This is a genomic window from Pseudomonas flavescens, from assembly GCF_013408425.1.
In the GTDB taxonomy this organism is placed as follows: Bacteria; Pseudomonadota; Gammaproteobacteria; order Pseudomonadales; family Pseudomonadaceae; genus Aquipseudomonas; species Aquipseudomonas fulva_A.
The window spans coordinates 1,749,410-1,767,657 of the sequence record NZ_JACBYV010000001.1 but is presented as its reverse complement, the minus strand read 5'-3'; the positions used below and the strand labels follow the sequence as shown (position 1 = coordinate 1,767,657).

The 18,248-nt window shown below is 63.2% G+C and carries 15 protein-coding genes; 4 read left to right on the top strand and 11 right to left on the bottom strand.

Annotation, left to right across the window (positions count from 1 at the left end):
* Positions 1-39: 39 nt before the first annotated feature.
* Genes FHR27_RS07810 through FHR27_RS07800 form a run of 3 tightly spaced genes read right to left on the bottom strand, consistent with a single transcriptional unit; the run spans position 40 to position 3,060 of the window.
* The gene (locus tag FHR27_RS07810) at positions 40-726 is read right to left on the bottom strand and encodes a peroxiredoxin-like family protein (protein ID WP_042556459.1); all 687 of its coding nucleotides are present in this window, start codon (positions 724-726) and stop codon (positions 40-42) included.
* Complete coding sequence (locus FHR27_RS07805; protein WP_042556460.1) at positions 723-2,057, bottom strand: LLM class flavin-dependent oxidoreductase; 1,335 nt, start codon at positions 2,055-2,057, stop codon at positions 723-725. Before FHR27_RS07805 ends, FHR27_RS07810 begins: the two co-directional genes overlap by 4 nt.
* Before the next feature lie 19 nt (positions 2,058-2,076).
* Positions 2,077-3,060, bottom strand: coding sequence for an ABC transporter substrate-binding protein (locus FHR27_RS07800; protein ID WP_042556461.1), 984 nt, complete (start codon positions 3,058-3,060; stop codon positions 2,077-2,079).
* Between the two features lie 387 nt (positions 3,061-3,447).
* On the opposite strand from FHR27_RS07800, the gene FHR27_RS07795 reads away from it, so the two are divergent.
* The 3 genes from FHR27_RS07795 (at position 3,448) to FHR27_RS07785 (ending at position 6,335) form a co-directional block, all read left to right on the top strand.
* Positions 3,448-4,779 carry an LLM class flavin-dependent oxidoreductase gene (locus FHR27_RS07795; protein ID WP_179538229.1) on the top strand — a complete coding sequence of 444 codons (1,332 nt, stop codon included), beginning with the start codon at positions 3,448-3,450 and terminating at the stop codon, positions 4,777-4,779.
* 172 nt (positions 4,780-4,951) lie between these two features.
* Positions 4,952-5,494: a nucleotidyltransferase family protein gene (locus FHR27_RS07790; RefSeq protein ID WP_042556463.1), complete on the top strand. Its 543-nt coding sequence runs from the start codon at positions 4,952-4,954 to the stop codon at positions 5,492-5,494.
* 421 nt (positions 5,495-5,915) lie between these two features.
* Positions 5,916-6,335 carry a bifunctional diaminohydroxyphosphoribosylaminopyrimidine deaminase/5-amino-6-(5-phosphoribosylamino)uracil reductase RibD gene (locus tag FHR27_RS07785; RefSeq protein WP_179538228.1) on the top strand — a complete coding sequence of 140 codons (420 nt, stop codon included), beginning with the start codon at positions 5,916-5,918 and terminating at the stop codon, positions 6,333-6,335.
* Here FHR27_RS07785 and FHR27_RS27235 read toward each other — a convergent pair.
* Positions 6,268-6,516: a helix-turn-helix domain-containing protein gene (locus FHR27_RS27235; RefSeq protein ID WP_179538227.1), complete on the bottom strand. Its 249-nt coding sequence runs from the start codon at positions 6,514-6,516 to the stop codon at positions 6,268-6,270. The two genes, FHR27_RS07785 and FHR27_RS27235, sit on opposite strands and share 68 nt — an antisense overlap.
* 463 nt (positions 6,517-6,979) lie before the next feature.
* On the opposite strand from FHR27_RS27235, the gene FHR27_RS07775 reads away from it, so the two are divergent.
* On the top strand, positions 6,980-7,201 hold the full coding sequence (locus FHR27_RS07775; RefSeq protein ID WP_179538226.1) for a hypothetical protein: 222 nt from the start codon (positions 6,980-6,982) through the stop codon (positions 7,199-7,201).
* Here the strand turns inward: FHR27_RS07775 and FHR27_RS07770 are convergent.
* The 7 genes from FHR27_RS07770 to FHR27_RS07740 form a co-directional block, all read right to left on the bottom strand.
* Positions 7,182-7,799: a histidine phosphatase family protein gene (locus tag FHR27_RS07770; protein WP_179538225.1), complete on the bottom strand. Its 618-nt coding sequence runs from the start codon at positions 7,797-7,799 to the stop codon at positions 7,182-7,184. The two genes, FHR27_RS07775 and FHR27_RS07770, sit on opposite strands and share 20 nt — an antisense overlap.
* Before the next feature lie 65 nt (positions 7,800-7,864).
* On the bottom strand, positions 7,865-10,330 hold the full coding sequence (locus FHR27_RS07765; protein WP_179538224.1) for a TonB-dependent receptor plug domain-containing protein: 2,466 nt from the start codon (positions 10,328-10,330) through the stop codon (positions 7,865-7,867).
* A 105-nt stretch (positions 10,331-10,435) separates the two neighbouring features.
* Positions 10,436-10,933, bottom strand: coding sequence for a RidA family protein (locus tag FHR27_RS07760; RefSeq protein ID WP_042556467.1), 498 nt, complete (start codon positions 10,931-10,933; stop codon positions 10,436-10,438).
* A gap of 11 nt (positions 10,934-10,944) precedes the next feature.
* The gene (locus FHR27_RS07755) at positions 10,945-12,528 is read right to left on the bottom strand and encodes a flavin monoamine oxidase family protein (RefSeq protein WP_179538223.1); all 1,584 of its coding nucleotides are present in this window, start codon (positions 12,526-12,528) and stop codon (positions 10,945-10,947) included.
* A gap of 34 nt (positions 12,529-12,562) precedes the next feature.
* Complete coding sequence (locus FHR27_RS07750; RefSeq protein ID WP_179538222.1) at positions 12,563-14,704, bottom strand: TonB-dependent receptor; 2,142 nt, start codon at positions 14,702-14,704, stop codon at positions 12,563-12,565.
* Between the two features lie 1,010 nt (positions 14,705-15,714).
* A complete protein-coding gene (locus FHR27_RS07745; RefSeq protein ID WP_179538221.1) occupies positions 15,715-17,349 on the bottom strand; it encodes a dipeptide ABC transporter ATP-binding protein in 1,635 nt (544 codons plus the stop codon).
* Positions 17,346-18,248: an ABC transporter permease gene (locus FHR27_RS07740; protein ID WP_179538220.1), complete on the bottom strand. Its 903-nt coding sequence runs from the start codon at positions 18,246-18,248 to the stop codon at positions 17,346-17,348. The genes FHR27_RS07745 and FHR27_RS07740 overlap by 4 nt, the downstream gene beginning before the upstream one ends.

Below are 18,248 nucleotides of genomic sequence, written 5' to 3'. Positions count from 1 at the left end.
CGGCTTCGGCTTTTGTAGGGTGGACCGGGACGAACTACATCAGGCGCTTCTCGCCACCTTGTCGGTGACCCCAAGCACCTCATCCACCGCATCGATGATCGGTTGCGCTTCGCTGCGCACCAGCCAGTCCGGGCTGACCTCGGCGAAGTGCACGCGGTGGTCGCTGCCGATCACCACCACGGTCGGTTGCGGCAGCTCCCAGGTGCCGGTACCGGTCACGGCGCCGATGCCCGGGCCCTTGCTGAGTGCGGCCTGGCGCGACGGCTCGTCGAATTCGTAGAGAATGCCGAAGCGCCGAGCCAGGGCGTTGTCCCGATCGCTGGCGACCTGCAGGGTCAACCGATGCCTGTCGCGGATCTCCACCAGGCGCTCCGGCACCTGCGGGCTGACGGCCACCAGCGGTACCCCGCGCTGCTGCAAGGCCGGCTGCAGATGGCGTTGGTAATGGGGGATGGCGATATTGCAGGCCGGGCAGCCGGCGAAGCGAAAGAACACCAGCACCGCCGGGCCGTCGGCGACCAGGCTTTCGAGGCTCAGGGTGCTGCCGTCGACGTTCTCCAGTTCGAAGGAGGCGACGTTGTCGCCGACCTTGATGAAGGCGTCGTGACGCGCCTCGTCCACCAACTTCTGGCGTTGCTCGATATTGACCTTCAGCGCCTCGGGGGCCCAGGTGCGCTCGCGCTCGGCGTGCAGTTCGGCCAGCAGATCGTTCAGGGAATCGCTCATGCCACTTCTCCTTGTGCGCGTTGCAGCGTGTTGCGGTTGGTGGGTACGGCCAGGCCGAAGTTGTCACGCAGGGTATTGCCCTCGTATTCACGGCGCAGCAGGCCGCGGGTTTGCAGCAGCGGCACCACGTGCTCGGTGAAATAGGCCAGGCCGTCAGGCAGCAGCGAGTTGACGATGAAACCGTCGGCGGCGCCGTCCTCGAACCAGTCCTGCAGGGTGTTGGCGACTTCTTCCGGAGTGCCGACGAAATCGCGGCGTGGGCGCGAGAAGTGCAGGGCGACTTCGCGCAGGGTCAGGTTCTCTTCGCGGGCCTGCTGCTTGATGCGGTCGGAGCCGCCTTTCTGACTGTTGCTGCCCAGGTCACCAAGGTCGGGGAAGGGCGCGTCGAGATCGTGTGTGGAGAAGTCGTAATCATTGAACGGGCGCCCCAGGGCGACGATGGCATCCTCGATGCTCACCAGTTCGACGGCCTGCTGGTAACGGCTTTCCACCTCTTCGGCATCGCGGCCGATGATCGGGCGGATGCCTGGCAGGATGAACAGCTCGTCCGGATTGCGGCCGGCCTTGGCCGCACGCTGCTTGAGGTCCGCGTAATAGGCGCGGGCCTCGCTGAAGGATTCCGGGCTGACGAAGATCGCATCGGCGTTCTGCGCGGCGAAGTTGCGGCCATCCTCGGAGGTGCCAGCCTGGAAGATCAGTGGTTGGCCCTGGCGCGAACGCTGGATGTTCAGTGGGCCCTTGACCTTGAAGAACTCGCCCTGGTGATTGAGGGCATGGAGTTTTTCCGGGTCGAAGAATTCGCCGCTCTGCTTGTCGCGGGTGAAGGCATCGTCTTCCCAGGAATCCCACAACCCCTTGACCACGTTCACGTGCTCCCGGGCGATGCGGTAGCGCGTGGCGTGCGGCGGGTGCTCGGCCTTGCCGAAGTTATCGGCGGTGCCGGAGAGCCAGGAGGTGACCACGTTCCAGCCAGCACGCCCTCCGCTGATGTGATCCAGCGAGGCGAACTGGCGAGCGACCTGGAACGGCTCGGTGTAGCTCACCGTCACGGTCGCCACCAGGCCAATGTTCTCGGTGACCGCAGCCAGCGCCGAGAGCACGGTCAGCGGCTCGAAGCGGTTGAGATAGTGCGGGCTCGACTTGGCGTGGATATGCAGGCTGTCGGCGATGAAGGCGAAGTCGAACTTGGCGCCTTCGGCCAGCTGTGCCTGCTGCTTGTAGAAACCGAAATTGACGCTGGCATCGGCCAGGGCGTTCGGATGGCGCCACTCGCCCCAGCCGTGGCCGACGCCGTGAATCATCGCGCCAAGTTTGATCTGTCGTTTGCTCATGGAAAATGCTCCTGTCGATTTACTGAGGTTGCGCCTGGGCAACCGCCTTGCCCGGCTGCTCGGCACGGGCAGCGTTGAAACTCGGATCGAACCCCTGGGATACGTCCACGGCGCGGGTCAGCACGCCCTCTTCGAGATAGATGTCCGAGACCTGCTGCAGGTCGCTGATCACCTTGTCGGTGATCTCGGCGCGGGAGTGGGTGGTTTCCTTGACCGACTCCAGGTGCACCGCGACCGGCAGGCCGGTAACCCGAGCCTGGGCTTCTGCATAGGCCTGGTGATGGTCGTTGGCCCACAGGAAGGCGCGCTCGACACGTTTGACGAAATCCTCGAGCTGCACGCGTTTGCCGTCTACGGCGTCCTGGGTGGCAGCCAGGTAGAAGTGGTTGGTCAGCAGGTCGTCGCTGTCACGCAGGATGCGTGCGCCGTTCTGGGTGATGGCGATGGTGGTGTAGGGATCCCAGGTCGACCAGGCATCCGCGGCACCGCTTTCCAGGGCGCTGCGGGCATCGGTGGGCAGCAGGTTGACGAAGGTCACGTCGGAGGTTTTCAGACCGGCTTCGCGCAGCGCCCGGATGACCAGGAAGTGGCCGATCGAGCCGCGGTTGGTGACGATGCGCTGGCCCTTGAGATCGGCCACGGTTTTCAGTGGCGAGTCCTTGGGCACCAGAATCGAGGTGGTGTAACGGCCATCTCGCTTGATGATTTCCACCACCTTGAGCGGCGCCCCGGCACCCAGCGCGAACACGTAAGGGGCATCGCCAAGACCACCGATGTCTACGGCGCCAGCATTCAGCGCTTCGCCCAGTGGCGCCGCTGCGGGGAATTCGGAGAAGTCGATGCGGTAGGGCACGTCGTCGAGTTCACCGGCAGCCTGCAGCAGCAACTTGATGCCGGATTTCTGATTGGCGACGCGTAGCGGTTCGAGATCGGCAGCGCTAGCTTGGCCACCCAGCAACAGGCTGCTGCCCAACAAGGTGGCGATAAGGGTACGAATCAGCATGTGATGGCTCCTGGTTCGGCTTCATCGGCCGATGGAAGGTGAATGTTTGTGGGGTGCCAAGGGCGCGCCGTGTGGCGGTCGTGAGCGCAGAGAGGGCACGGTCGCGGTGAGCGCAGCGTGCGGCCGAGCGCTATCGGGCAATACAGCCCCGATAAGCGTTGGCAGATGATGGTGGGATGTCATGACGTTGCGCTCCTGGGATGGCTCGTGGGGACGGCCTCCACCAGGAAAGGGGTCGGTCTGGAACTGACCTTATCCCTCTAATAAACAGCTGTGAAAGTCTTTATGGTTCTAAGCTAATTATGTAATTTCATTATTTAAACTATTTTGAAATATCAGAAATGAGTATTTAATGCCTGCCACGAGTAGATCGTTGCGGATTTTCATATGAGCGGTAAAAGGCAGATCAAGCTGGGCGCGGTGGCCATGGGCGTCGGTGGCCCGGGCCGGCACAATCTCTGGCACGACCCCGAGATTCCAAGTGATGCCAGCGTCAATATCGACTGGTTCATCGACCTGGCGCGACAGGCCGAAGCGGCGCTGTTCGACCTGATCTTCATCGTCGACAGCCAATTCATCACCCCTGACTCGCCACCCCATTACCTCAACCGGCTGGAGCCGTTGACGCTGCTTTCGGCTCTGGCGGTGATGACCCGTAATATCGGTTTGGTTGGCACCCTGACCACGTCCTACAACGAGCCCTTCAACGTGGCTCGCCGCCTGGCCTCGCTGGATTTGATCAGCAAGGGGCGCGCCGGTTGGAACGTGGTCACCAGTGGCGATGCCGGTACCGCCGGCAATTACGGGCGCGACGAGCATTACGACTACGACACTCGCTACGGGCGTGCCCTGGAGCACGTGCAGGTGGTGCAGAAGCTTTGGCAGTCCTACGAGGACGATGCGCTGCCGCGCAACCGTGAGACCGGGCAGTTTCTTGACCGCTCCAAGCTGCATGCCACGCACCACAAAGGTGAGTATTTCTCGGTGGTCGGGCCACTGAATATCCAGCGCTCGCCCCAGGGGCAGCCCGTGATTTTCCAGGCCGGTGATTCGCAGCAAGGCCGCGAACTGGGTGCGCGCATCGCTGATGTGGTGTTTACCCACGCGCCAAGCGTGGAGAAGGGGCAGGCCTTCTATCAGGACATCAAGCGTCGTGCGCAGCAGCAGGGTCGTGACCCGGACGAAGTGCTTATCCTCCCAGGTGCGCAGATCTTCATCGGCGACACCGACCAGCAGGCGCGAGAAATCGAGCGGCGCTATCACGAAGCGGATCACAGCTTCGAGCAAGCTCTGGCCGAGTTCGGCCGCTCCTTCGGCTGGCATGACTTTCGCCAATACGACCTCGATGCGCCATTCCCGGTCGAGGCGCTGGAGCATGCGCGCAGCAGTTTCTACACCGCCGCCAAGGCGGCCACCGACATGGCCGTCAGCAAGGGCTGGACGCTACGCCAGGCGGTCGCCAACGGCCTCACGCTGCGGCCCAACGCGTTCGTCGGTTCAGCGCAAACCGTTGCCGATGAGATGATTCGCTGGTTCGAGGCGCGGGCGCTGGATGGCTTCAATATCTACGTGGGTCACCCGGAGCAATTTCGCCGTTTCACCGAACAGGTGGTGCCGATCCTGCAGGCGCGCGGTGTCTATCGTCGGCAGTACGAAGGCAGCACCTTGCGTGAGAGCTTGGGGCTGGATATTCCGCGCAATCGGCGGCTACCCGCCTGATCGGCAGATACACCACGTTGGTTTTCAATGCGCCGTAGAAAAACGGGATCGCACCGGTAAGATTTCCACGCCAGGACGTATAGGTAAGCAGCACATGGCAATGAACCATTGTTTATGCCGAACCGCGCAGCAGAGTCGCACCTGGCTGCTAACGCAGCGGCTGGAAGCGATCGTGCGGCAGTCTTCCTGGTTCATGGATGCGTTGCAAGGGGCTCGCCAGCTGGAGTTGAGCGATTGGTGCATCGGCGCCGGGGCAGTGCGCAATCTGGTTTGGGATCACCTGCACGGTCATACCGAACCGTCGTTCCTGGCGGACATCGATCTGGCTTATTTCGAACCGCTGGAGTCGTCTGCGGCGACGGATACCGAGTTGCAGGCGATGCTGGGTGTACTCGCTCCTCGCTTTCCCTGGGAGGTGACCAACCAGGCGGCAGTGCACCTGTGGTTCGAGTCATGTTTCGGCCATGCCGTCGAGCCGTTGCAGTCGCTCCATGAGGCGGTGGCGAGCTGGCCCGAGTTCGCCACTTCGGTTGCCGTGAGTCTGGACGCCGATGGCGCTTTGCGCATCATTGCCCCACATGGGCTGGATGACCTCTTCGATATGCGCGTGCAGCGCAACCCGGCGCGTGTCAGCGAGCAGACCTACCGTCAGCGGATCGAGCAGAAGCGCTACCAGGAGCGCTGGCCGTTGGTCACTGTGATCGATGCCGGGTAACGGGGTTGGCAGGTTCCGTACCTGGGCGATAAGCGCGTCGTTCAAACGGGTACGAACGCAGCAGGTTACGCCAGAGCCTGGGCTTGGCGATGGCGCGCAATCGACGCCTGCAGCGGAGAGTCTGTTTTTCGAAGAGTCTGCAGGCCCAGGGTCTGTTGACGTTTCAGCGCGAACCGCGTTGCTGCGAGAAATCTCGCCAGGCGAGGCGGAGGACGCAGGGAATGACATTCCCTTTTCAAGTCTTCCAACGACGCATGGCGAGATTTCCCGCGCAACCCGGAGGGCCGGGCCAGTTTTAGCGCGATGCTGCGTTTCTCGGTGGCTCATTTGGCCAGCCAAACTTCGCACCTCGTGCCTTGCCTCGCGCAAAAACTGGCTCCGGCGCGGTCGTGCTGAAACGTCAACAGACCCTGAGTACTTCATGTCGCTCGCCTTGGCGGAAGGTAGACGAGCTTTACCGGCGTGCTTGCCGAATCCACCGGTCGGTTGCGTGCTGGTCCGAGAGGGCAGGGTCGTCAGCCGAGGCCACACCCAGGCGCCTGGTCAGCATCATGCCGAAGCGATGGCTCTGGCCCAACTGCCATCGGGAAGTCAGCAGGGCCTGACGGCTTACGTCACCCTGGAACCCTGCTCGTTTCATGGGCGCACGCCATCATGCGCTCACGCCCTGGTCAGGCAGGGCATCGAACGGGTGTTCATCGCCATACTGGATCCCGATCCGAGAAATGCAGGTGCCGGCGCACGGATTCTTGTCGATGCCGGCATTGAGGTGATCATCGGGACAGGTAGTGAAGAAGCTGAACGCGATCTGCGGGGCTATCTTCTGCCTGGCGGCGCTTGAGTGGCTCAGGGCAGCACCCGGATGGGACTGCTGCCGCATCTACCCCTATGACGAGGTGGCGCCTGCTCAGCCGTAGCGTCCGGCATCGAAGCAGCCCGGGTCCTCTCTTCATCCTGCGCCACAGCGTGGTGGTGCTGATGCCCAACTGCTCGGCTGCGCCTTGCCAGTTGCCGCTGGCCACCAAGGAGTTCTAACCGTAGGAGCCCGCTCGCGGGCGAATCGATTGCAGCCATCCAGCAGGACCTGCGATGCAACCACCAATCACCCACAACCGATGAAGTTCTACCCCGTAGGAGCCCGCTCGCGGGCGAATCGATCGTGGCCATCCAGCAGGACTTGCGATGCAACCACCAACCGCCCACAAGCGATAAAGTTCTACCCCGTAGGAGCCCGCTCGCGGGCGAATCGATTGCAGCCATCCAGAACACCTGCGGTGCAACCACCAATCGCCCGCAAACGATGAAGTTCTACCCCGTAGGAGCCCGCTCGCGGGCGAATCGATTGCAGCCATCCAGCAGGACTTGCGGTGCAACCACCAATCGCCCGCAAGCGGGCTCCTACATGCGTGCAATGGCTGCATGGGGCGGAGCGTTCCATGGCTGGACGCCGCCAGCGCGATCTCCTATCTCGGCAAAAGCGTCCTCATGGAACTGTACTGGGAGGGTGAGGCGGAGTCCTACGGGCACCTCGCCCATATCATCGGTGTGGTCTTGCCCATGACCGGCATCAACCCGCATGCCTACTTCCTGATCGTGGCGCTGGACTGCGACGAGCGCCGCGACCCTTACGAGGTGCACCTCTCCGATATCCGTGCGATCGGCGTGGTGAAGGGGCGAGAGCAGGGGGCTATGCCAGGTTTGGCGTGACCTGCGGCAGTGTGTTACTGCCGTATTCGGCGGTGAAGGATGTCAATGGCGGGCTCACTTGCAGTTCACAGATCGCGGCGTTGTCCAGTTGCCAGTCGAACAGGTCGTGGTGATCGCCCCGCGCGATGGCACGGATGACCTTGGCCACGAAGCCGTGGGCGACCAGCAGTACGGTCGCGTCGGCATTGTGCTGGAGCAGTTCTGCCAGGCCTGCATGAACGCGGGCGAATACCGCGGCGATGGTTTCACCTTCGTCGGGCGCTGCAGACCACTGGCGGGTGATGTTTCTCGCCCACAGGCCGGGAAACGCCAGGCGCGCCTCGCGCTGGGTAAGCCCTTCGAAAACACCTACGTTGCGCTCGCGGAACGCGTCGTTCACAACCACTGCAGGTCCGCTTTCACCACGCAGAATCTCCGCTGTCTGGCGGGCGCGCAGCAGCGGCGAACTGATCAGCACGTCGATGCTCTCGGGCAACCGAGCCCGCAGCCTTTGCGCTTGGGCGATGCCGGTGTCGTTCAAGGGGGGATCGAGGGCGCCGAGGTAGCGCTGCTCGAGGTTGAATGCCGTTTGTCCGTGACGTACCAGCAACAGGTTCATGCCTTCTCCTCATCATCCAAGGCGATGCTCGCCAGGCCTGTGGAGGGCTGGCGGGCATCGCTGCGTCAGAACGCGTAGCTCAGTCGGGTGTAGTAGTAGCCACCGGTGAAGCCGAATGGCGAATAGGTGCCGTAGCCGGAGCCCATGGTCGCGCTGGCGATGCCCTGACGTTTCGGATAGACGTCGAACAGGTTCTTCGCACCGATGGCCAGATCGAGGTTCTCGGTAAGGCTGTAGCCGACATCGAGGTCGGTGATCCAGTTGGCCTTGTAGACACGGTCAAGGCTGCGGTCATTGGCGTCGTTGACCTCCCGATAAGAGCCATAGCGCGTCAGGCCGAGGTTGACCGTCCAGTCGTCGAGGCTCCAGGTGGTACCGAGGATCAGCTTGGTGTTGGGCTGTACGTTGGTCAGCAGGTTACGGGCCTCGCGGTTCATCAACTCGTAAGCGGTGCCGAGAATCTCGGTGCTCTGCTGGTAGCTGCGGATCTCGGTGTCGTTCCAGTTGAAGGCCGCCGTCCATTTCAGCGAGCCGAAGCGTTGCAGGTTCTGGTTGTAGCTGGCGACGATGTCCAGGCCTTTGGTGCGGGTGTCGGCACCATTGACGAAGTACTGGCCACCCGAGGTCGAGGTAATGCCGTTATCGATCAGCGTCTGGCGCACCTCTTCGCCCAGCAGGCGGCCGGTGAGGGTGATGCGATCGCGTATGTCGATCAGATAGGCGTCGGCGGTAAGCGACAGCTCGGGCGTCGGCGTGTAGGTCAGGCCCAGGCTGAAGTTGGTGGATTTTTCCGGTTTCAGCGCCTTGGCACCAAGCGCCCGGGCGGCGGCGGACTCTACCGGCAATACGCCGAAGTTGAATGACTGATACACACCGTCGATCACCGCGTAGCTGGTCGAGCGCGCACTGAACAGGTCGTTGGCCAGCGACGGCGCGCGGAATCCGTTGCTGACGGTGGCGCGCACGGCGAACTCGGGCGTGAAGTCATAGCGGGTCGTCAGTTTGCCGCTGCGCGTGGCACCTACGCCCTGATTGTAGTGTTCATAGCGCAGGGCGGTGCCCAGGTACCACTTTTCGCTCGGGTTGAAGCCGACGTCGACGTAGCTGGCAACGCTGTTGCGGCTGGCGCTGGTGGCTTCGGCCGGGGAGATGCCGTTGGTGACCTGGGCGCCCGACGATGCGCATTCCTGGGCGCCACTGACCGGGTTGGCTCGGCAGTAACCGCCATCCGCCCACGAAGCCCAGTCGCCAGCACGCACCTGGTAGGTTTCCTTGCGGTGCTCCAGGCCCCAGGACAGGTCCAGCGGCTTGCTCAGACCGACCTCGAAGTTGCGGCTGAAATCGAGGTTGCTGGTCAGTTGCGTGGCGATCCAGGTACCGGACTCGAACGAGTTGGGAGTGGCTTCGCCCAGGGAGGGATTCTGGTTGTTCCAGGTGCCCTGTTCGGCGGCGTTGCGTCCGTAAGTGCTGGAGAGATCCCAGCCCCATTCACCCACATCGCCGCGCCCGCCAAAGGCTGCCTGCAGGTCGTCTTCTTCGATATACCAGGTTGGCGTGTAACCGGCAGGGCGTCCGTTGGGCCCGGTGGTGATGGTGTTGACGATGGTCGGCAAGCGGAAGTTCTGGCCCTGTTCGCCCTTGCGATACGACCAGGTGGTGAAGGAGTACAGCTCCAGATTGTCGTTGATCGGCAGCTCGGCGTTGTAGCCCAGGGTCAGCAGGTTGATCTTGGGTGTACCGTAACCGCCGTAGGTGGATTTGCCTGCCAGATCATAGGCCTGTTCATAGGTGTAGCCGTTGGCGCGTGCCTTGTTGTCGTCGTTCTGGCTGCGTGCATCGAGAGCGAATTGCAGGACGCCGCCATCACCGATCTCGAAACCCTTGTTGAGGCTCTGCTGCACGGTCTGTTTCTTGCCGTCGTAACCTTGACCCAGGTTGGTCACCGCAGCGCCGCTGGTGTCGGCCTTGAGGATGACGTTGATCACCCCGGCGATGGCATCCGAGCCGTACTGCGCCGCCGCGCCGTCACGCAGCACCTCGACGCGATCGATGGCGCCGATGGGGATCAGGTCGAGATCCGTGGGCGCAGCACCGGCGTTGATGCCGTTGATGTTCAGCGTGGCGCTGGTGTGGCGGCGCTTGCCGTTGACCAGCACCAGTACCTGGCTGGCATTCAGGCCGCGCAGGTTGGGCGCGCGGGCGATACCGCTGGCATCCCAGCCGGTTTTTTCCGGCAGGGTCAGCGAGGGGACGCTGGCACTGAGCGCTTCCATCAGACCGGGCTTGCCGGTTTCCTGTAACTGAGCGGCGCTGATCACGTCGATGGGGACCGGGCTGCTGGTTACCGTGCGAGCTTCGCTACCGCGGTTGCCGGTGACGATCACGGTGCCAAGTTGCGACGAAGCAGCCGGCTGGCCGCCATGGGTTTGCGCCTGGGCGCTCGCTGAACCCAAACCTGCAGCGGCGATTGCCAGGGCAAGCAGGGCGGGTGTGAAACGGGCAGTGGGCAGATCGAAGGGTGATGAAGGCATGTGCTCTCTCCATGAGGCAGTCGAACGTGCAGATTTTTCGGGTGCACGCCGCCTCTCCGCCGGGCTGGCCCGGCGGAAAAGGCTTATCAGGTGTTGAACGGGTATCTAAGGCGCTTTGGCTGCGATCGCTTCGATCTCTACCAGAGCGCCTGGCAGCGGCAATGCAACGACTTGCAATGCCGTACGGGTGGGCTTGTTGGGCTGTTGCGCGGTAGCGAAGAACTGGGTGTAGGCAGCTTGCAGGCCGGCGAAGTCGAGCTTGCCGTCGTGGGCCGGGTCTCCAACCAGGAACACCCGCAACTGCACGATGTCACCGAGATCCAGGCCCTGGCTCTGCAATGCCGTGCGAATCTTGTTGAGTACCGAGAGGGTCTGGGTCTCGGTATTGCCGTAGGCCGCGATGGTCTGTGGCTTGGCCTTGGGGTCGGCGACATCGGGCAAGGTGCCGCTGACGAAAGTCAGCGAGCTACCGGCAGGTACGGTGACCAGTTGCGAGATGGGGAAGTTGGAGCCTGGTGGGTCGATACGCTTGATGGCATCGGCCTGGGCATTGATAGCGGTCAGGGTCATGAGGGCTCCGAGTAGCAAGGCAGGGTTTTTCATCGTCATTCCTTTCAGGCGGCAACGCCGGATCGTTGTTGGAGGGCATGGGTGGCGATCAGCCCTACCACGCGGCGCGCCGACTCGGCTGCGGTGTTCTGCCAGATGCCGACGCCGCCATGGGCCAGTGAGTCGCTGGCCAGCCAGGTACGCCCCTGGGGCTGATTGAGTTCGTCGTAGGACGGGCTGGAGGTACCGGCACCGTGGACGATCCACGGGCTTTCACTGAAGGCGATCTTCGACCAGTTGACCGCCAGCGGCCGCCCGAGCTTGCTGCTGTGCCCCGGGTGCAGGGATTCCACGGCCTGCCGCGAGGAGGCGATCTGCTGCTCCAGGGTTTTGGCGGCGAAGGTCTTGGCTACCTCGCCGTTGTTGTAGGTGCCCACCAGCACGCCCTGGGCGCTGTTGAGGCCCTCGCTGGGGTACCAGAGCGTGCGCGCTTCGTGGTTGATGTAGGAAAGCCCACCGTATATCTGGTACTCGGTTTCCCAGAAGCGCGGTGACTGCCAGGCGATCTTGTTGCTGTAGTCGCCCTCGGTTCTGCCCAGTGCGGCCTTGAAGTCCTTGCTGAAGTTGCTCGGTAGTTTGGCCAGCAGGGGCGTCGGCAGGGTGACGATGGCGTAGTCGGCTTCCTCGCTGTGCTGCCTGCCGCTGAGGCGATCCTTCCAGAGCACTTTGCTACCGCGTTCCGAGGTTTCAACGCCAAGCACTTCGGCATTGAGCTGCACGTGCTGTTTGACCCGCTCATAGAACGCATAGGGAATACGATCCATGCCGCCGACCGGTTGCATCATGGTGGCGGAGAACTCGGGGATCTCCTCGAATATCTGCGGCAGCAGCAGATTGCTGTCGAGCAGGCGTGTCAGTTTCTCGGGTTGCCGGGTGATTGGTGTCTGGTCGCCAGCGCCGGCGAAGCGGCTATAGCCGGCACGCACCGAACCCTTGTAATGGTGTTCGGCGTCGAGATCGCCATATACCCGCAGGAAATCCAGCAGCCCCTTGCGCTCATCCGCAGAGAGCTGCTGATCCAGGGCATGGCTGCTGACACTGCGAGACAGCAGTTCGCTGAGCCAGCCGCGGGTGTCGTTGACTACCTGGCGAAGCTGCAACGGCGGGCGGCCAAGATCCGGCTGCACCAGGGCACTGCGGCTGCTGTTGACCAGCGGTTGCAGCTCGACACCGAACTCCCGGCAGTAACCGAGAATGGTCAGGTGATGGCTGGGAATGCGGCCGGCGCCGGCGTTGAAGAACAAACCCTCGTCGAATTCCACGGTTTGCCGAGAGCCATCGTTATGCTCGATGCGATCGCCGTTGCGCAGGGTCCAGACACGACCACCAATACGCTCGCGGGCCTCCAGCAGCTTGACCGAGAAGCCGGCCTTGGCCAGCTCGTAGGCCGACACCAGGCCGGCGATGCCGCCGCCAACGATCAGCACGCGCTTGCCATTGCCGGCACTGCCCGCGATGTTCAGCGGCTCGAACGCCGCCGCCTGCAGGTGGCCCGGCATCAGGCCCAGGCCGCTCATGGCGCCCATGGCGGCGGAATAGCCGCCTACGGCGGCGATGCGGGAAATCAGGTCTCTGCGGGTAAGTCCCATTTCTATCTCTCCTTGAAGGTAAAAGGGCGCTCGCTCAAAGGTCGTAACGCACGCTCAGCAGAACGGTGCGTGGGTCATTGACCGAGTAGTAGGCGGTGCGACTGGCGGCCGAATAGGCGACGCTTTGCGGGTAGGCGCGGTCCAGCAGGTTCTGGACCGACAGCGTGGTCGTCCAGTGACCGTCGCCGCTGGCATAGCTGGTGCTGGCGTTCCAGAAACCCTGAGCCGGGACTTCGTAGATGTCGGCGTTCAGGGCGTTGGCGTAGGAACGGGTCTGGTACTGGTAGTCGGTAGCAGCGATCAGCGCGCCGGGCAGGGCGACCGGCACCGTCCAGTTGAGGCCCAGGCTGGCATTCCAGCGGGGGGCGAAGATCATTTCCTTGCCGTCAGCGCTGACCCCCGGGCCGCTGGCGTTCTGGAAATCGTCATACTTGCTCTTCAGGTAGCCGATGTTGGCGGTCAGGCGCAGGTCGCGGGTTAGCAGCGCGGTGTTCTCCAGCTCCAGGCCGTAGGTATGGGCGCTGCCGACGTTGGTACGCAGGTTGGCGCTGATGGCCGGATCCCAGGCGTTGGTCTGCAGATCGTCGTAATCGTTGTAGAACAGGGCGATGTTGCTGCGCAGCCGGCCAGCGGCGAAGTCGCCCTTGAAGCCGACCTCGTAGGTGGTCACGTTTTCCGGATCGAACCCCTGTTCGGCCGCCAGCCGGGTCGGCGCGCGGTTGTCGAAACCGCCTGCCTTGAAGCCCTTGGCCACGTAGCCGTACTGCACCAGGTCATCGCTCCAGGCGTATTCGAGGCCGACCTTGGGGCTGAACGAAGCCCAGGATTCGCTGGTTTCGGCACTGAAGTTGGTGCCGGTTATCTGTCTGTCCGGGGTGATGGCGTAATTGCTGTAACGGAAGTTCTTGTGCTCGCTGGTATAACGCAGGCCGGTAGTCAGCGACAGGCGCGGGGTCAGCTTGTAGTTGCTCTGGCCGTACAGCGCATAACTTTCGGTATCGGTGGTGCTGTACTGGCCGGAAGCGTTGACCCGGTCGGCGGCCACCGAGTAGGTCAGGCTGTCGCGTTCGGCGCGGAAGCGCTCCTTGTAGAGGTACAGTCCGAGGGTATAGGTGAAGTCGTCATGGCTGCCGTTTAGCTGGAATTCCTGGGTGGCGTAACGCTGCTTGTAGAGGATCAGGTTGTTCTGGATCGGTGCGGCGTTGCCGCTGTTGGCCTGACCGGAGTTGTCGTAGTCCACCGGCTGATCGAACTCAGACCAGGCGGTGACCGACTTGAAACTGAGGTTGTCGTTCAGGGTGTAGATCGCACGCAGCACCGCGCTGCCCTGGTCGAGTTTGTTCTTCGGGTCGAGGCTGCTGTAGGTCTTGAACTTGTCGTAGCGACCGGTCGCTGGATCGAAGGGCGAGTAGCTGGTGGTATCGCCACGGTCGAATGTGCCGGCCAGGGTCAGTTGCACATCCCAGGGCGAATCCTCCGGCGCGAGGCGCAGCTTGCCGCGATAGGACTGGATGTCGACGTTGTTGACGTCCTTGTCGCGGGTACGGTTGCGAACCGTGCCGTCACGGGTCAGGCGGATCGCCGAGAAGCTGCCGAACAGGGTGTTGTCGACCAACGGGCCGCTGATCAGCAAGCGGCCGTTGCGGGCGTTGTAGGTGCCGGCACCGAGTTCGAAGAAACCGCGCGTCTGCTGATCCGGATCACGGGTGATGACACGTACCGCACCGGCGGCACTGTTGCGCCCATAGAGCGTGCCCTGTGGGCCGCGCAGTACTTCCACGCGCTCGACATCGTTGAAGTCGATCATCGAGGAAATCGCCCGGGGGATGTACAGGTCATCGGCATACACGGCCACCGCAGCCTCCTGGATCGGGTCGGTTTCACCGATACCCCGGATGCCGTAGGTCTGCGCGCTGTAGGAAATCGACTGGCGATTGAGGGTCAGGTTCGGCACCCGGCCCGAGAGGTCACGTACGTTGTTGATCTGCGCGTCGCGCAGGGCGTTCTCGTCGAAGGCGCTGATCGCCAGTGGGGTTTTCTGCAGGTTTTCCGAGCGGTGTTCGGCGGTCACGGTGACGGTCGGCAGGCGATCGTTATCGGCTGCACCGGCCAGTGCCGAGATACTCAACGCGATGGATAACACGAGTGGGTGCAACGGGTGGAGGAGGGTTGGCATCGCAGGCTTTCCTGGCAGTCATCGATAGGATCGTGATGTCGGAAACCGGCCGCCTGCGGGCAAGGGAGCAACCCCGTCGTCAGGACACAGTGCAGCGGGAATCCATTGCCTCCACCGTGTCGGGGTCGGGTTGCATAAACGATATTCGTTTTAAAAATGTCTGTGAAAGCACATTTACTTCTAAACTAATTATTTATTTGTCTTATTTAGTCGTTTTAAAATATCAAATTAATTGATTTTAATGGGTGCGCTGATTGCTGCGGATCGGTGCATGATCACGGGCATGAACCTGTGTAGTGCTGGGGTCAAGACGGGCACCCTGGCTTGAGCTGGGTGTGGTGAGGCGTTCTTAATGACGCCACGTCGGCGGTGCCGGACGGCAGTCGCCATCGAAGAGAAAGCCTCCATGGGGTGATAACTCATCTTCTGCCAAGCGAATGACTGGCTCGACGCTGGCGTATACGAACAACGCGCCGAAAGCCTCGTCGAATCGATTCGCCACCAGCGGGCTAACTTCACCCAGAAGGCGTGGTGCCCATTTGCCGGTCCCATACCAGCGGCCCCGCCCACGTAACGCGATTTCCACCAGTTTGGCATCACCCCGACCGAAATCGGCACGGCCTCTGGTCGCTGCCGCTGTTCGGCATCTTCATCGTCACGGCGATGGTGACCGGCGAGCTGCCGGTAGGCTAAGCAGCCCCGTAGGAGCCCGCTCGCGGGCGAATCGATCGTGGCCATTCAGCAGGACTTGCTGTGCAATCACCAATCGCCTGCAAGCGGGCTCCTACATGGCCGGAGTTCTGACCCGTAGGAGCCCGCTCGCGGGCGAATCGATCGTGGCCATTTAGCAGGACTAGCTATGCGATCACCAATCGCCCGCAAGCGGGCTCCTACACGGCCGGAGTTCTAACCCGTAGGAGCCCGCTTGCGGGCGAATCGATTCATCGGCGTGGTGCAGGGGCGCGAGTAGCGAATCCAGTCTGCCTTCGGCGATCCGCAATGCAGCATCTTCAGGCCGCCGCAATGGCCGGGCGGCGGCCCGGAATGGCCGCGATCAGTTCACGGGTGTAGTCGCTGGCCGGATGGTCGAACACCTGGCTTACCGGGCCTTGCTCGATCATCTTGCCGTTGCGCAGTACCAGCACCTGGTCGGCGACGTTGGCGACTACGGACAGGTCGTGGGACACCAGCACGTAGGCGATGCCCAGCTCGCGCTGCAGTTCGAGGAGCAGGTCGAGGATCTGTGCCTGCACCGAGACATCCAGCGCCGAGACCGGTTCGTCGAGCAGCAACAGGTCGGGTTTGAGTGCCAGGGCACGGGCTATGGCGACGCGCTGGCGCTGACCGCCGGAGAGCTCGCGGGGCAGGCGATCCAGGTAGCTGATCGGCAGGTGCACGCGGCTGATCAGCTCGCGGGCCGCCTGCTCCAGTGCCGGCCCCTTGAGCAGGCCGAAAGACACCAGTGGCTCGACGATGCTGTCGAAGATGGTGAAACGCGGGTCTAGAGCAGCGAAAGGATTCTGCTGTACCAGCTGCATGCGCTGGCGCAACGGCCGAAAGGCGCGCCAGCTGAGGTCGGTGATGTCCTGCTGTTCGAACAGCACGCGGCCCTGGCTGGGTTTCTCCAGGCCCAAAGCGATACGTAGCGCTGTGCTCTTGCCCGATCCGGACTCGCCGACGATGGCCAGGGTCTGGCCGGGGTAGACCTGCAGGCTGAGGTCTTCCAGCGCCACGAAGCTGCTGTCCTCGCCCTTGACCCGTGGCAGGGCGAAGCGCTTGCCGACGTTGTGCAGGCTGAGGATCGGCGTGGCATCGGCTGCAATCTGCTCGTGTGCTCGCACCTTGCGGCGGTTGGAAAAGGCCGGTGCAGCGGCGATCAGCGCGCGGGTGTAATCATGTTGAGGCGCTGTGAGGATCTGCTTCGGCGGGCCTTGTTCGACCAGTTCGCCCTGTTTCATCACCAGAATGCGGTCGGCACGATCCGTGGCCACGCCCAGGTCGTGGGTGATGATCAGCAGGGAAATGCCACGCTCGGCGACCAGGCGTTGCAGGTGGTCGAGGATGCGCCGTTGCACGGTGACGTCCAGGGCGCTGGTCGGCTCGTCGGCGATGATCAGCCGCGGGTTGCCGGCCAGGGCGATGGCGATCAGCACGCGCTGACGCATGCCGCCGGAGAGCTCGTGTGGATACTGGTGGGCGCGCAACAGCGGCTTGTCCAGACCGACCTGCTCGAGCAGTTCGATCACGTCGGCATCGACACCGGGGTAGCGACGGCCCTGGGCGAGAATCAGCGCTTCGCCGATCTGCTTGCCGATGCGCAGGGTCGGGTTGAGGCTGACCATCGGGTCCTGTGGCACCAGGCCGATTGTCCGGCCACGCAGGCCGCGCTTTTGCCGCTCGCTGGCGTGGCTCAGGTCGACGCCCTCGACGTGCAGCTCGCCAGCGGTGATCGCCGCGCTCTCGGGCAGCAGGCCGAGAATGGCGTTGGCCAGGGTCGATTTGCCCGAACCGGACTCCCCGACGATGGCCACCGTCTCCCCTTGCGCGACGGAAAAAGACAGGCCTTTTACCGCATCGGTGGTCTGCCCGGCGGAGCGATAGCTGACGGCCAGGTCGCGAATGTCGATCAGTGGGCTGCTGCTCATCGCTGGGTCTCCTCAAGGGTGCGGGCAATATGGTTGAGGCTGAACACCACGGCCACCACGAATAGCCCGGGCAGCAGCGATACCCAGGGGGCGGTGATCAGGAAGTGGCGACCGTTGGCGATCAGCGTGCCCCATTCCGCGGCCGGTGGCGCGGCGCCGAAGCCGAGGAACGACAGCCCGGCGGTGGCCAGGATGGCCGCGCCGAAGTCCAGGGTCGCGAGTACCGCTACCGGGCCCCAGGCGTTGGGCAGAATGTGTCGCAAAAGAGTGCGGCTCCAGCTGGCGCCACCCAGGCGGGCGGCCTCGACATAGGGCAACGTCTTGACGCGTAGCACTTCGGCTCGGGTGGTGCGGGCGAAGCCGGGAATGATGCCCACGCCCACGGCAATCGCCACCGGGATGGTACCGAAGCCGATAGCGGTGACGATGGCCAGCGCCAGCAGCAGCCCGGGCAGGGCCAGCAATACATCGACGAAACGCATGATGAGCGCATCGATACGCCCGCCGGCGAAGCCGGACAGCACGCCGAGACCGAGCCCGCCGAACAGGGCGATGCCCACCGCCAGCAAAGCGGCTTGTACCGACAGGCTGGAGCCATAGACCACGCGGGTGTAGAGGTCGCGACCCAGCTCATCGGTGCCGAACCAGTGCAGCGCGTTGGGCGCGGTGAGTTTGTCCGTCGGCGAGGTCGCGTAGGGGTCGAAGCCTGTCAGCAGTTGCGGCACCAGCGCCGCTACCAGGGCGAACAGCACCACCGCCAGTGCCAGGCTGAAGCCCGGTTTGCGCAGCAAGGGGCGTAGCGCCGCTGTGGCCCGTTGCAGGCGGCTGCGGCGCCGCCAGGTCAACGCCACGCTGGCCGGTGAGTGGGACAACGAGGAAATGCGGCTATCGGCATTCAT